This window comes from Sorangium sp. So ce302 (genome assembly GCF_051530145.1).
GTDB classification, from domain to species: Bacteria; Myxococcota_A; Polyangia; order Polyangiales; family Polyangiaceae; genus Sorangium; species Sorangium cellulosum_B.
This window is the reverse complement of the sequence record NZ_CP150326.1, coordinates 11494349-11507776: the sequence shown is the minus strand read 5'-3', so window position 1 is coordinate 11507776 and position 13428 is coordinate 11494349. Positions and strand designations below refer to the sequence as shown.

At 71.3% G+C, this 13428-nt stretch carries 10 protein-coding genes; 5 read left to right on the top strand and 5 right to left on the bottom strand.

Features of this window, described 5'->3' with window-relative positions; translation table 11 throughout:
- Nucleotide 1: 1 nt before the first annotated feature.
- On the top strand, nucleotides 2-529 hold the full coding sequence (locus tag WME73_RS43550; RefSeq protein WP_437913431.1) for a hypothetical protein: 528 nt from the start codon (nucleotides 2-4) through the stop codon (nucleotides 527-529).
- Nucleotides 530-963: 434 nt separating this feature from the next.
- Here the strand turns inward: WME73_RS43550 and WME73_RS43545 are convergent, their stop codons facing one another.
- Both WME73_RS43545 and WME73_RS43540 read right to left on the bottom strand, forming a co-directional pair.
- On the bottom strand, nucleotides 964-1113 hold the full coding sequence (locus WME73_RS43545) for a helix-turn-helix domain-containing protein (protein ID WP_437748107.1): 150 nt from the start codon (nucleotides 1111-1113) through the stop codon (nucleotides 964-966).
- A 6-nt stretch (nucleotides 1114-1119) separates the two neighbouring features.
- Entirely contained in the window at nucleotides 1120-1470 is a 351-nt protein-coding gene (locus WME73_RS43540; RefSeq protein ID WP_437742170.1) for a recombinase family protein, read from the bottom strand.
- Nucleotides 1471-1506: 36 nt separating this feature from the next.
- On the opposite strand from WME73_RS43540, the gene WME73_RS43535 reads away from it, so the two are divergent.
- The 4 genes from WME73_RS43535 (at nucleotide 1507) to WME73_RS43520 (ending at nucleotide 6659) form a co-directional block, all read left to right on the top strand.
- Nucleotides 1507-2790, top strand: coding sequence for an RHS repeat domain-containing protein (locus tag WME73_RS43535; RefSeq protein WP_437913430.1), 1284 nt, complete (start codon nucleotides 1507-1509; stop codon nucleotides 2788-2790).
- Between the two features lie 67 nt (nucleotides 2791-2857).
- Nucleotides 2858-3202 carry a hypothetical protein gene (locus tag WME73_RS43530; RefSeq protein WP_437913429.1) on the top strand — a complete coding sequence of 115 codons (345 nt, stop codon included), beginning with the start codon at nucleotides 2858-2860 and terminating at the stop codon, nucleotides 3200-3202.
- 151 nt (nucleotides 3203-3353) lie between these two features.
- The gene (locus WME73_RS43525; protein WP_437913428.1) at nucleotides 3354-3878 is read left to right on the top strand and encodes a DUF6334 family protein; all 525 of its coding nucleotides are present in this window, start codon (nucleotides 3354-3356) and stop codon (nucleotides 3876-3878) included.
- Between the two features lie 1083 nt (nucleotides 3879-4961).
- Entirely contained in the window at nucleotides 4962-6659 is a 1698-nt protein-coding gene (locus WME73_RS43520; protein ID WP_437913427.1) for an FG-GAP-like repeat-containing protein, read from the top strand.
- 38 nt (nucleotides 6660-6697) lie between these two features.
- Here WME73_RS43520 and WME73_RS43515 read toward each other — a convergent pair whose 3' ends face one another.
- The 3 genes from WME73_RS43515 to WME73_RS43505 all read right to left on the bottom strand — a co-directional run bounded on the left by WME73_RS43515 (nucleotide 6698) and on the right by WME73_RS43505 (nucleotide 13290).
- Nucleotides 6698-7855 carry a UDP-N-acetylmuramate dehydrogenase gene (locus WME73_RS43515; protein ID WP_437913426.1) on the bottom strand — a complete coding sequence of 386 codons (1158 nt, stop codon included), beginning with the start codon at nucleotides 7853-7855 and terminating at the stop codon, nucleotides 6698-6700.
- Nucleotides 7852-11910 carry a hypothetical protein gene (locus WME73_RS43510; protein ID WP_437913425.1) on the bottom strand — a complete coding sequence of 1353 codons (4059 nt, stop codon included), beginning with the start codon at nucleotides 11908-11910 and terminating at the stop codon, nucleotides 7852-7854. Before WME73_RS43510 ends, WME73_RS43515 begins: the two co-directional genes overlap by 4 nt.
- A 138-nt stretch (nucleotides 11911-12048) precedes the next feature.
- Nucleotides 12049-13290: a PAS domain-containing protein gene (locus WME73_RS43505; RefSeq protein WP_437742160.1), complete on the bottom strand. Its 1242-nt coding sequence runs from the start codon at nucleotides 13288-13290 to the stop codon at nucleotides 12049-12051.
- Between the last annotated feature and the right edge of the window lie 138 nt (nucleotides 13291-13428).

Sequence of the window (13428 nt, the reverse complement as noted above, 5' to 3'; positions counted from 1 at the left end):
GATGTCACCCGAGATGCTCTGGAACCGTGTGCGGCAGTGCTTTGAGACCAATGATGGCTCTCTTCCAACCGTCGAGCTTCAGAACCTAACAAACGGTGAAGTCGCGGACCTGTATTCGTCGATTCGACGCGGGTCCCATGTTGTCAGTCGAGATGCGACATTCTGGGACGCGCAGGCAACAACAGATCGTGGACTGGACGAGGTGCCCAATGCCGCTCTGCTGGTTAGCACCGGCCAAGCATCACCCTTCCACTTCGCAATCGAGGGAGCTAGCGCTTGCGAAGTCACCATTCCGTGTCTCGGCGTTCACGTCTTTCAGGACACCATCGCGTTCGACTACCGCATGGGAGCAGAGTGGGGTGGGCAGCAGGTATTCGCGCTTTTTTCATGGCTGGAGCATCTGCTGTCAAGGACACGTGCAGGGGTTCTCGCTCCCAGTGCGAACGAGGGGCCTCCGGACCCGGAAGCGTTCATGCTCGCGTGGAAGCTCTTCCGAGAGTGGAGCGCCGGTGGAGTAGACAGGGAGTGACCCATGCGTGCTACACCCTCGCGTTCGTCAAGCGCCGGGCCTGGACCGTCGCGGACACCTTCGTGACCGGCGGTAACAGCCCAGTGAAACTCTCCAGCCTCACTCGCTGTCCTCTTCGTGAAAGCCACCCGCTACCTCCGTGGCTCGACGATCGAGCAAAGCACGGACAACCAACTCCCTGACCTCGAAGCCTTGGCGTCTCGCAGCCGATCGCCCAGTCCATGCGCCGTCGACCCACCCGCTGCTCATGGTGTTGAGCCTTGCCATCGATCGCTGTCCATGCGCCAGGTGAGCGGGCCGAAGATGGGGATGGTGGAAGCCTGGAGCGGATAATGGATCGGTTCCCAGCGGCGGTGTTCCAGAAGCTGAAGCATCTGGCACACCGCGTTCCCCGGGATCGACCCCTTGGATCACCGGGGAAATCTGGCCCTCGATCACCTGGCCACGGCCGATGCTTCTGGGACAGGTTCTTCGAGTGCTCGAAGCGCTCGATGGAGGACGGAGGACGACAAGCCAAGCTTCTCGGCCGCCTTCCGGATGGAGAGGCCCTGGGTCCGAAGCTCGATGGCACGATCGAACTCCACCACCGCTCAGGGACGGCCGATGTGCTTGCCCTGCCGGCGGGCACGCTCCTGGCCAGCTCGACACCGGGAAGCGATCTGCCGCCGTTCCTCCTGGGCCACCCACGAGAAGATGGCGATGAGCAACTCCCGGGTCGGGCCGCCCATGTCGAGCCAGGGCTCCCTCACGCTGACCACCTCGACGCCAAGCCGATCGAGGGTGAGCACCTCTTGGAGGTTGCCCACCAGAGAGCGGCCCAGTCGATCGAGCGCGAAGACCAGGACCGCATCGAGCGTGCCCTGGTGGGCGGCGGTCTTGAGCCGCTGCCACTCGGGTCGATCTTTCACCGCGGAGATGTTCTCCTCGAAGACCTCGACCACCGTGAGGCCACGAGCTTCAGCAAGCTGCATCACGGCGTGCCGAATCTGCTGTATGGCACGGTGGCGCAGGAGACCGACGTCAACGGGCACACGATGGTGCACCGCGTGGACGACTTCGGGCGGCTCACCGAGGTCTGGGGGCCGAGCGACCTCGCGGAGGACGGCGAGGACGCCGTGCCGGTCGGGTGCACGCCGAGCAAGGTCTGGAGCGCGGAGGAGCCGGCGGGAGAAGCGGAGCCGACGATCGGGTTCGAGTATGCGCTCCAGCCCGACCAGACCGCCGCGCTGCCGGCGTGGGCGAAGACGAGCCACAAGGACGTGGAGCACCCGGGCGACCCGATCGTGACGGTGACGTTCGCGGATGGGCTGGGGCGCGTGCTGCAGACCAAGAAGGACCACGAGCGGGACACGGGCACGGGCACCGAGGTCGGGATGACGGTCAGCGGGGCGGTGGCGTTCGACGCGCTCGGCCGCGTGGTGGAGCAGGGGCAGCCGAGCTTCAGCGCGGAGGCGGACACGGCGTTCGTGAGCCTGGCGCTGCTGCGGCCGACGCTCACGCGTTACGACGCGGTCTCGCGTGTGCGGGAGGTCGCCATCCCGGACACGAGCGCGCCGGGCGGCTACGCGCGGACGGCGATCGAGCACGACCTGGTGGCGCTGGAAGGACGGCTGCTCTTTCAGGAGATGGTGATCGACGCCAACGCGAAGATGCGGAACACGTACCGGGACGTCGGGGGGCGGATCGCGGCGGTGGAGGAGTTCAACCGGATCAAGGGGGTGGAGACGCGGATCGTGACGCGTTATCAGCACAGCCCCCTCGACGAGCTCGTGCGGGTGACGGACGCGCGGAACAATGCGACGACGGCGACGTACGACTCGGTGGGCCGGATGGTGACGCTGGTCAGCCCCGACGCGGGCCGCGCGGAGTGGCGCTACGATCTGGTCGGGAACCTTCGAGCGAAGCAGACGGCGGAGCTCGCGGCGCGGGGGCAGCTGATCCGGTACGAGTACGACCACAACCGGCTGCGGAAGATCGACTATCCGGTGACGCAGGACGTGGTCTACACGTACGGCGAGCCGGACGACGCCGGGGACGAGCAGGGCAACCGCGCAGCGCGGCTGGTGGAGGAGACGAGCGCGGCGGGCAAGCGGAGCTTCCGTTACGATCGGTTCGGCAACACGGCGGAGTTGACCTCGGAGTTCCCGAGGCTGCGGGAGCCGCACCGCGGGCCGTACCAGGCGACGATGAAGTACGTGTTCGACGCGCTGGGACGGATGCAGGAGATCCACTTCCCGGGCGCGGACGCAGCAGCGGTTTGAGGTGAAAATTATGTCGGACGTGGCGGATTCTAGGCGCAGTCGTCAACCAATCGAAAATGTGTCAGCCGTGCTCACCGTCAGATTGGACGAGTCGTCGGCGACATGGATTATCGATCTCCTGTGCTTGGATCGATTGCTAAGGTTTGTTCCGCTTGGTCTCGTCTATCTGAACTGCTCGCACGATTCCATCGAACGCGACGAGAGGCGGTATGATGTCGTTGAGACAACGACTGAGCGCCGGGTGATGAGCGGCGAGGAGCTCCGTCGGTATCAATACATTGGAAATGGAGACGTTGCTCGTTCATTTTGGATCGTCGGCGTTCATGGAAGTGGCATGGTGATCACTGTTGTGTGCGACGACTTCTCGCTCGAGTGGCTCGATCTCGCAGGGCATTACCCGCATCTGGCATGACGCCGTCTGCTGTGAAAGCATCTCCGCGCCCGCAACGGAGAGACCTTGTTTGCTCTGCGGTCAGTGGGTTCCTGTGTGCGAGACGGCGATGCGAATGTGTACGCGTGCGTGAAGGCGATCGGCACGGCGAGCCGAGTTCGGGTACGGGCTCGTGACGACGACGTTCGCGTATGCGCTCCAGCCGGACCAGACCTCCGCGCTGCCGGCGTGGGCGAAGACGAGCCCCAAGTACGTGGAGCACCCGGCGGCAAGAATTGTGGTCAGTAAACTGAGGCGAAAAATGAGCGTGCTTGATGCGATAAAGCCATTCGTCGACGAAGGTAGATCGTTGGCCATGGTTGGGTTGTACGTCGACGAGGATCTCGGTGGACAATGTGTTGGTGCGCACCTCGCGTTCCCTGAGAAGGAGCTGTATATTTATGCAGAAGGAGTAGATGATTCTATATGCGTCTCCGAGGCTTTTCCCGCTGCTCTTTCGGATGGGGCGATTCGTGTGGTATTGGCGCCTTTTGAGTGGACCTCGGCGATCGGTCACCCCATTCTATGGGCGTGGACAATGACCAATACCCAAGGCAGAGTCGATGGGTTACAGATCGAGTTCGGTGCTGTTGACCATCCTTCAGTTACGTTGCAGGTCGTGGTTCGCGCCTCGACGCTTGTGCTGCGCACGCTTTGAATCGATTTCGTGGGCTTTCGGCGAAAGGAGAGCTGCGACGGAAGCTTCGAGGTGCAAGTCTGTTTCTTCGTCTGTATCGGAGGATCGGTGTACTACTCCGAGGGCAGCGGGGGTTGCCTCTCAGGTTCGAGGACATCGACGGCGACCGGCTGGCCGACCACGTGCTGAAGCAAGCGTGCAGCGCGCGCTGAACTGCGACGAGGACGACCGCCTGGTGTCGGTGAGCGAGAAGCGCGCCCCGGCCGAGGCCATCGATCACCTCGAACCGGCCGAGCCTCGCGCCCGGACGCAGATCGGACGGCGCCTCGACGCTGGGCAGCGCCGGCGCGGCGAGCGCCCTCCGGTCCGGGCAGGTGATCACGCTCGCGGACGGCTCGGCCGCGAAGCCCGGGGTCGCGCCCCGGGGTCGCGCCCCCGCCGATAGACGAGTGATCCAGGTTGCTCGCGGCTGGCGCCTCCGGCTCCTCCGAGAGCGGCGCCCCGCAGCGGGCGCAGCGCGGGTTGAACGGTGAGCTGTCCGCGCTGCAGCGCCGGCAGGCAAACGACCGCGCGCTCCCCCGCGATCACGGGGCGCTCGTACCACGCCTTGGCGCCCGCCCCCCCCGGCGTGGCGACCTGACGTCCCGATCCGAACCCCGCCTCCGCGTGGGCGCGTCCGCGCTGGAAGAGCAGGGATCCGTCGCGCTGGAGCTCCGCATCCTGGCGCGATGCCTCACTCGCCCTGTCTCTGTCGAGGAGACACCTGGTCCTCCCGGGGCGACACATCGCTCGAGACGACGGGCTCGCGAGGGAGCCGGAAGAAGCGTCCCTCCCCGCTCATGCGCATAGGCGACCCGCGGGGGCGAGCGCCGTCCCGACCCGGCACGTGCGTTGCTGAAGCCTGAAGAGCGACGCGTTGCTGAAGAGGCCCGCTGAACGCCCTCCAACGACGGAGGGCGCGAGCGCGCGCCAGAGCAAACGATGCGTGTCCCCTTCGCGCGTCACCACGGCGGGCGAAGCGAAAAGGAGGATAGCGATATGACGATTGAACCGATGACTCAAAAGCATGTTCGTCGACGGCGCTGGCTGTGTCCCTTGCTGGCGATGCCGCTCGTCGCCTGCGCGGCCGACCCCGGCGGGGCGGGCGACTTCGAGGAGACGGCCCAGGTCGCATCGCCGATCGTCGACCCGACGCCGGCGGGGCCCAGCGATCTGCTCGCGATGGTGAAGGTGTCGACCGCGCAGGGGAGCTGCTCGGGCATGGTCATCGCCGCGGACACGGTCCTCACCGCCGCGCATTGCTTCTGCGAGGACGGCTACGTCGGCGACAACGGCTGCTCCACGGACGCGACGGTGACCTTTCGCCCTGACCCGGCGACGCCGGGCGCGCGCCCGCGCGTGCTGAGCGGCGTGGCCGAGATCCAGCCGGACTACAACCCATCCTGGACCGAGAGGCAGATCGAGCATGACATCGCGGTCATCAAGCTGAATGGCGTCGCGCCGGCGCACGTGAAGCCCTTCGTCGTGGCCAGCGATTACCCCGCCGAGGGACCGCGGGTCACGATCGCCGGCTTCGGGCGCACGGGCGCCGATTGCAGCACCCCCTTCGGCACCCTGAACTTCGACGCCGCCGTGGTCGGCGGGTACGAGGACGGCCACGACATCCTGCGCTTCAACGACCAGGTCTTTTGCGGCGGCGACTCGGGCGGGGCCGTCTTGAACGTCGAGGCGAGCCGGCTCTACGCCGTCCACTCGATGCACACGTGGACGGTGACCCATGACTGGGTCAGCAAGGGGGTCACGACGGGCTCCGAGTTCGACTGGATCAAATCGCACATGTGCCCGTCGTCACGCTCGAACCAGTGCAGCGGCCACGGCGACACGTGCTCCTGCTCGGCCAGCACCAACTTGCTGTGGCGGCACACCAATGGCCAGGTCGCCATCTGGTTCATGGACGGCGGCGACATCGTCGGCGAGGCCTACCCCGGCGGCCAGGACCCGAGCCTCGCCTGGCAGATCCAGGGCTCCGGAGACTTCGACGGCGACGGCCAGAGCGACGTGCTCTGGCGACACACCACTGGCCAGGTCGCCATCTGGTTCATGGATGACGGAGCCGTCGTCGGTCAGGCCTACCCCGGCGGCCAGGACCCGAGCCTCTTCTGGAAGGTGGCTGGCGTCGGCGATTTCGACGGCGACGGGCGCTCGGACGTCCTGTGGCGCGACACCAACGGCCAGCTCGCCATCTGGTTCAAGGGCGACGCCGCTCAGGCCGCCTATCCCGGCTACAACAACCAGCCCGCGCCGGTCGACAACGCGTGGAAGGTGCAGGGCGTCGGCGACTTCGACGGCGATGCGCGCTCGGACATCCTGTGGCGAAACACGAACGGCCAGGTCGCCCTCTGGTTCATGTCGGGCGGGGTGCGGGTGGGCGAGGCGTACCCCGGCGGCCAGGACCCGAGCCTCTTCTGGAAGGTGCAGGCCATCGGCGACTTCGACGGCAACCTGCGCTCGGACATCCTGTGGCGGGACGCCAATGGCCAGCTCGCCATCTGGTTCGGCGGCGAGCAGGGCTTCGACTCACCCTCGTACAACAACGCGCACGGGCCCGGCGACCTCGCATGGCAGGTGCAGGGCGTCGGCGACTTCGATCACGATCGCCGCGACGACATCGTCTGGCGGCACACGAACGGCCAGGTCGGCATCTGGCTGATGCACGGCGCGCACTTCGTCGGCGACCTGTACCCGCGCCAGGTCGACAGCGGCTGGGCGATCAAGGGCCTGCTCCACGACGCCGGGCGGTGAGCTGTCGAGGAGGGGTCCTCGGTCGCCCGGGGCCCCTCTCACAGGTGGGCGCCGCTGACGAGATCGTCGATCTCGCCGGGCGCAAACCCCACGAGATCCGGCTCGGCCGAGAGCGCCACGCCGAATCGATCGAGCACCCCGCGCCGCACGCGCCGCGCCAGGCCGAGCAGCTCCTCCGCCGTGGCGCCGCCGCGGTTGACCAGCGCGAGCGTGTGGCGCGTCGAGATGCCCGCGGCGCCGTGGCGCGTCCCCTTCGCGAAGCCGGCGCGCTCGATCAGCCAGGCGGCGGACAGCTTCACCCGGCCGCCGTCCGCCGGATACCGCGGGATCGCCTCGCCGGGCGCGAGGACGCCCGCCGCCTCGATGCGCGCGATGACGGCCGCGGCGGCGCCGGGGGCGAGCGTCGGGTTCATGAAGAACGACCCCGCGCTCCGGCGGTTCTCGTCCGCCGGATCGAGCACCATCGACTTGCCGCGGCGGAGCGCGATCACCGCGCTGCGCACCTCGCCGAGCGGCGGCGCGGCGCCCCCCGCAGGCGCGGCGAGCGCCCGCTGGAGCTCGGGGTAGCGCGCCGTCGCGGCGCCCCCCGGGCGCAGCGCGAACGTGACGGCCGTGATGACGTACCGCCCGCGCCACGCGCGCTTGAACCGGCTGTCGCGGTAGCCGAAGCCGCAGTCCGCACCGGAAAGGACCGCGGCCACCCCCGTCGCGCGATCGATCGCCCGGACCTCGACGATCGTCTCCGCGACCTCCTGGCCGTACGCGCCCACGTTCTGGATCGGCGTCGCGCCGACGTCGCCCGGGATGCCCGACAGGCACTCGACACCCGCCCAGCCCTCGACGACCGAGCGCGCCACGAGGTCGTCCCACGCCTCGCCCGCCCCCGCGCGCACGAGGGCGCGCCCGGCCTCCGCGCCGCCGCCGGCCTCCCCGCCGCCGTCCTCCCCGCGCCCGCGCAGCAGCTCGATCCCGCGCACGCGCACGCGCAGCACCAGCGCGTCGACGCCCCGGTCCGCGATCAGCAGGTTGGAGCCGCCGCCCAGCACGAAGAGCGGCACGCCGCGGGCCTCGGCGAAGCGGAACGCCTCGACCACAGCAGCCTCGCCGTCGGCCTCGGCGAAATAGCGCGCCGGCCCGCCCACGCCGAGCGTCGTGAGCGGGGCCAGCGCGACCGACTCGCGGACGTCGAGGCTCACGGCTTCTTCTCCGGCGCCTGCGGCCGCGCCCCGCCGCGGACAGCGCCCGGCCCCTGCGCGCCGCCAGAGGGCCGCGCCGGCGCCGCCGGCCGCGCCACCCGGATGCCCGCCATGAAGCCGCTGTCGACCGCCTGCACCCGCTCGACGAACGCCTTGTACTCGTCGATCGACACCGTCCCCGTCGGCAAGCTCAGCGCGAAGTCCTCCTCGATCGCCGCGCCGTAGCTGCCCTTGCGCGACGCCGCGAGGCCCGCGTGCTCGACGCGCACGCCCTCGGGCGCGCGCGCGACCGCGTAGCCCTCGGGCAGCTCGATCCTGCGGCGCACGTGGTACTGGAGCGCGGTCTCGATGGCGAGCGCGCTCTTGCGGGCCCCCCGCGAGGCGTACGAGGCGCCGAGCGTGCTCGTGTACGCGCGCGGGAACACGAGGTGCACCGGCTCGAGCCCCGGCAGCGTCCACGCCGCGGCGTCCTTGCCCGCAGGCTGCGCGAAGCCGTGGATCGTCACGGTGGCGCGGAGCGCGACCTCCCACGAGCCCTCCGTCGACGAGACGACAACGTCCTCGACGTCGGCCCACGGGAGCCAGCCGAGCACGACGCCCCGGAGCATCTCGCGCCGCGCCGTGCCCACCACGGTCTCGAACGCCTCCGAGAGCGCCTGCGCCGCCCGCCCGTGCAGAAGGATCGTGAACGTTCCCGTGGCGTTACCCTGCGCGTCGACCGTCAGGCGGAGGTCGACCTCGTCGCCGGTCTCGCCGCTCGTCCCGGCCACGGTGACGAGCTCGCCGCTCGGCAGCATGGCGGCGCGGCCGCGCAGCTCGGGGCTGATGCGGCCGGGGGGCAGCGGCGGGCCCTCGACGTCGGCGTCGATCCACACGTCGCCGCCCGGAAGGCGGGCGATCACGAGCGGGTGGCGGAAGCGCCCCGCGTGCGGCGGGAAGTCCGCCGACGAGCTGAACGGCTCGGTCTCGGCGATCGCGAGATCGGCGCGCACGCCGAGCTCGCGCAGCGCGCGGTAGACGACCCACGACCGGCTGCCCTGGCCGAGCTCGATCATCGCGCGCGCCGTCGTGCGCTGCGGGCCGCCGCCGAGGAGCGCCGCCATGTCCGAGAGCTCGGCGCCGCCGGCGACCTTCACCGCCTTGCCCGCGGCCGCGACGACGCGCTCGAGCAGCGCGGGCGACGGCGTCCGGTCGGCGCCCGCGGCCTCCCGCGCCCAGCGGGTCATGGTGGGATCGCGGTCCTCGAGCGCGCGGATGTTCTCGTCGAGCGCCGCGGCCACGTGGCCCCAGGTCTGCGTCCCCAGGCTGACGCCGACGCCCATCTCCACGCGAGGCACGCCGTCCTCCATGCGCCGCGGCGGCTGGTCCTTGATGCGCCAGACGCTGACCGTGGAGGCGCCCTCGGCGCGCTGCTCCGCGGCGCCGAGCAGCGGGTGCGACCAGAGCGCGAGCGGGAGCGACGTCGGGCGGCTGACCTCGATCGTCGCCTCGCGGACGCTCGTGCGCTCGGGGAGCAGGTCCCACGTGTCGATGACGAGCTGGCCGCCGTCGCCCGGCAGCGCGTAGCCCTCGGTGACCTGCTCGACGTAGTCGCCCTGCTCGAGCTGGGAGAGGTCGCTCTGGTCCTGCGCGGCGTTCGACGCCGCGTCGGGCGCGAGGATGCGGCCGTCGCGCTTGTGGATGCGGCGGCGCAAGAGGCGCGGCATGGCGCGGCCCTCGATGAGCGGGCCGTAGGTGGCCGCGCCCTGGGCCACGTCCGTGGTGCCGGAGACGCGGCGGAGGTCGTACGTGACGTAGTGGACGAGCCCGTCGGGCGAGATCGTGAACCGCTCGACGTGGCGGAGCACCGCGGTCGCGGCGCCGGGGAGGAACGCCTTCTGCTGGTCCTCCAGCACGAGCTTGCGGCCCTCGGTCTCGAGCGCCGGCGCCGGATCCGGCGCGAGGCCGAGGGCGCGGGTGATGGGGCCGAGCCCGGCGGGGGTGTCGCGCGCCGTCGTGCGGTCGCGGGCGAGGCGGCCCCGCACGGCGCGGGCGTCGCCGCGGCCGGCGGCGAGGCCGAGCGCCTCGAGCATCGCCCGCTGCCCCGGCGGCATCGCGTCGTACACGGCGAGCGCGCCGCGCAGGTCGCCGCGGGCGACGCGCTCGCGGAGCTCGACCTCGCGCAGGGCGTCCGGCGCGCGGCGGAGCCGGCGCAGCCGCTTGATCTCGGCGAGGACCGCGTCGCGGTCGCTCGCGTCGAGGAGCGCGCCGAGGCACGCGGCGCTCGAGCGATCGAGCCCGCCCTCGCAGGCGGCCTTCACCGCGTCGACGCCGGCGCGGCCGTGGATGCGATCGTCGACGACGGCGAGCAGCGTCGAGCCGGGCGCCGCGGCGGCGAGCTTCGCGTAGGCGGCCTCGGCGACGTCGGTGACGTTCGCGCGGCGGGCGACCACCGCGAGCTCCGAGAGGACCATGCGATCGGCGTCGGCGACGGCAGGCGCGCTCGGGCCGGCCAGCCCGGGGGGCGCGACACGGACGCCGAGCTCGCGGAGGGCATCCATGGTGCCCTCGCCCCGGCCGCCGCGGCGCTCGGCGAGCTCCGCCTTGTAGAGGCGCGCCTCCCACGACGCGGGCCACGCGGCGAGCACGCGATCGACGGCGGCGCGGGTGCGCTCGACGACCTCGGCCTCGGGAAGATCGCCCACGCGGCGGATGGCCCTCGCGTAGAGCAGGTCGAGGCGCGGCGAGCGCGGCGCGGAGGCGGCCGGAGGCGGCGCGGCGGCCGGCGAGCGCGCGTCGCTCTGGCGGAGGCGGCCGTCGCCGTCCGGATCGAGGAGGTGCTCGGCCGCGCGCGCGTCGCCGAGCGCGAGCAGGGCCGCGGCCGCGACCTCGACGTTCGCCGCGCCGGGGTGCTGGCCGGCGGCGCCGCGCGACGCCGGGGCCGGCGTCAGGCTGACCGCGGCGGGGCGGGACGCGGCCGCGGTCGCGGCGGCGCCGGGGCGCGGCGCGCGGGCGCGGAGCGGCAGGCCGTTCTCGCCCCACGCGGTGAGCTCGATGGCGTCGCCGTCGCCTTTCTGCGCCACGCGCACGACGACGCGCAGCGTCCCCGGCTGGGCCTCGACCGTCGCGAGGCGCGTGACCTGCGCGCCACCGGCCGCGTACTCGCGGTGGAGGGCGGGAACGCCGCCCACCTCGAGCACGGCGGCGGACGGCGAGGCGAGCGCGAGGCTCACCCGCTGGGCGATCGGGTTGTGGAGGTCGACGACCACGGCGCGCGTCCCCTGGAGGGCGCTCACCGCGTCGATGTCGATGGCGCACGCGTCGGCGCGGACGACGATGGGCGAGGCGCTCTGCGCGAACGGCGCGAGCCCCGGGTAAGCCCTCGCGAGCGGCGCGCCCGGCGCGGAGCTCACGGGGGACGGCCGGGCGAGGCCGTGGAGGGGCGCCGCGTCGAGCGGGCCGACGAGGGCGGCCTCACCCGCGCAGCCGCGGCGCGCGCTCCAGGTCGCCGCCGCGGCCTCGTCGCCGACGAACAGGGCGATGCGGTGGAGGGCGCTCGCGAGCGCGCCGCGCACGAACGGCATCTCCGGCGCGCCGCGGCCGTCGACGTCCGCGAACGCCCAGGCGCGCTGGAGCCGGCGGGCGACCTCGGGGAGCGCCTCGCGCGAGCGGAAGGCGATGGCCGCGGCGTCGGGGTCGGGGCCGCCCGCGGTGCCGGCGCCGAAGACGAGCGCGTCGAGCGACGCGATCACGGTGGCGAGGGCGCCGTCGTCGCTCGGCGCGTCGACGGCGCGGTCGAGGGCGTCGAGGTACGGCGCGGCGGCGGCCGAGCTCGTGATCTCGGCCTCCAGCGCGGCGGAGAACGCGGCGGGGAGCGGCGCGTCGGCGGGGAGCGGCGACGCGGCGCCCCGAGGGGCGCACGCGGCGGGCGCGGCGGCGGCGAGCGCGAGGGGGAGCGCCAGGGCGGCGCGGCGAGCGACGAGGAGGGGGCGGCGAGCGACGAGGGGGCGCTCGGCGAGGCGAGGGCTCCCGGGGCGCTGGCCGCCGCTCCTGGGGCTGCGGGGGTGGGTGGTCACGATCGGCGTCTCCACGGCGCCGCGCGCGCGGTGCCTGTCCGCCGTTCCTTACGGGCCTGGGATTGCCGACGCAAAGGTGAACTTCCGCAGGCCACCGCGATCTACCCGACCTCCGAGGCCCGCCTCGTGTCCTGGACCTCAGCGCCCGCCGCTTCCCGGGAGCCTCGGCGCTGCGCCCCCGGGGGCGCGCGGCGGCGCGCCGTTCGGCGTCGCGCCGCCCGCTGCCACGCGCTGCATGCAGAGCTTCAGGCCCGCGCGGAGGTTTCCGACGGTCGCGATGCCCGACAGATCGAGCCCGAGGGAGACCATCGTCTGCGCCACGTTGGGCCGGATGCCCGTGATGACCCCCTCGGCGCCAAGGAGCCGGATGGCGCGGATGAGCTCGATGAGATAACTCGCTGTCTTCGTGTCGACGATCTCGACGCCGGTGAGGTCCAGGATCGCGAAGCGGGCCCGCTTGTCCACGATGGCGGCCAGGAGGTCGTCCATCACGTCGGCGGCCCTCCTGCTGTCGACGACGCCCATCATCGGGAGGGTCAGCACGCTGTCCCAGACCTCGATGATGGGCGTCGACAGATCGCGGATCACCTGTTGCTGGAGCTCGATGACGTCGAGCCGCGCCTTCAGCTCGTCTTCCCTGAGCTTCGCCTCCGTGGCGTCTTGCGTGAAGCTGACCGCGCCGTTGCGCTCCCCGCGCTCGTCGGTCAGCGGGATGATCCACGTCTCCCAGGCCATCCCGTACGCCTCGACGCGGGTGCGGACGAACTCTCCCCGGACCGCCCTTCGCATCGGATCCATGTCCATCGGCGCGGGAGGCTCGTCGAACACGTTCATTCCGACGAACTGGCCGGGCCTGAGGCCGAGAGACGGGAGCGTCTTGCCCTCGTGGAAGGTGCAGACTCCATCCCGATCCATCCGGGTCACGGCCGTATCCACGGCGCCGAGGATGGCCCGGAGGATCATGTCGCCCTCCTTGAACTTCTCGACGGCCTTGACCTCTTCCGTGACATCCTGCCCGAAGCAGAGCAGCCGAATCGGTTCGCCGCCGTCGTCGAGCACGGGCGCATACCGCCACTCGCACACGACGGCGCGCCCGTCCTTGCGGGCATGGGTGTAGCGGTGCGCGGCGCTCTCCTGCCCGAGCGAACGCCCGAAGGTCTCGGCGTCCGGCCCGCTCACGATCGTGTCCGCGAGGCGGCGGCCCACCGCTTCGTCAGCGGTATATCCAAAGATGCGTTCTGCCTCGCCGTTCCACTCGGCGACCACGAGATCGTCGAGTTTTCCCGCGCACTCGATCACCGCGAAAGGCGCGCTGCGGACAGCCCTCATGTAGCTCGCGGCGAGGCCCGGGGATCCGGGAGCAGTCAGTGTGCTCGTCATCTTTCGTCCAAGGTAAACTGGGCCGGCTGTCGGTGTCGAGGACGACCGACCGGAGGCCGGCAGCGAGGACGAGGGGTGAGCCGAGCTTGTGAGATGAACTTCGTCAGGCCGCCCTGCGGGGTCGAGCCCTTCGACGCA

What these genes read in the sequence shown, in the direction of transcription:
- WME73_RS43550 (WP_437913431.1), top strand. Translation starts at nt 2, where the DNA reads ATGTCACCCGAGATGCTCTGGAACCGTGTGCGGCAGTGCTTTGAGACC.
- WME73_RS43520 (WP_437913427.1), top strand. Translation starts at nt 4,962, where the DNA reads ATGCCGCTCGTCGCCTGCGCGGCCGACCCCGGCGGGGCGGGCGACTTC.
- WME73_RS43505 (WP_437742160.1), bottom strand. Translation starts at nt 13,290, where the DNA reads ATGACGAGCACACTGACTGCTCCCGGATCCCCGGGCCTCGCCGCGAGC.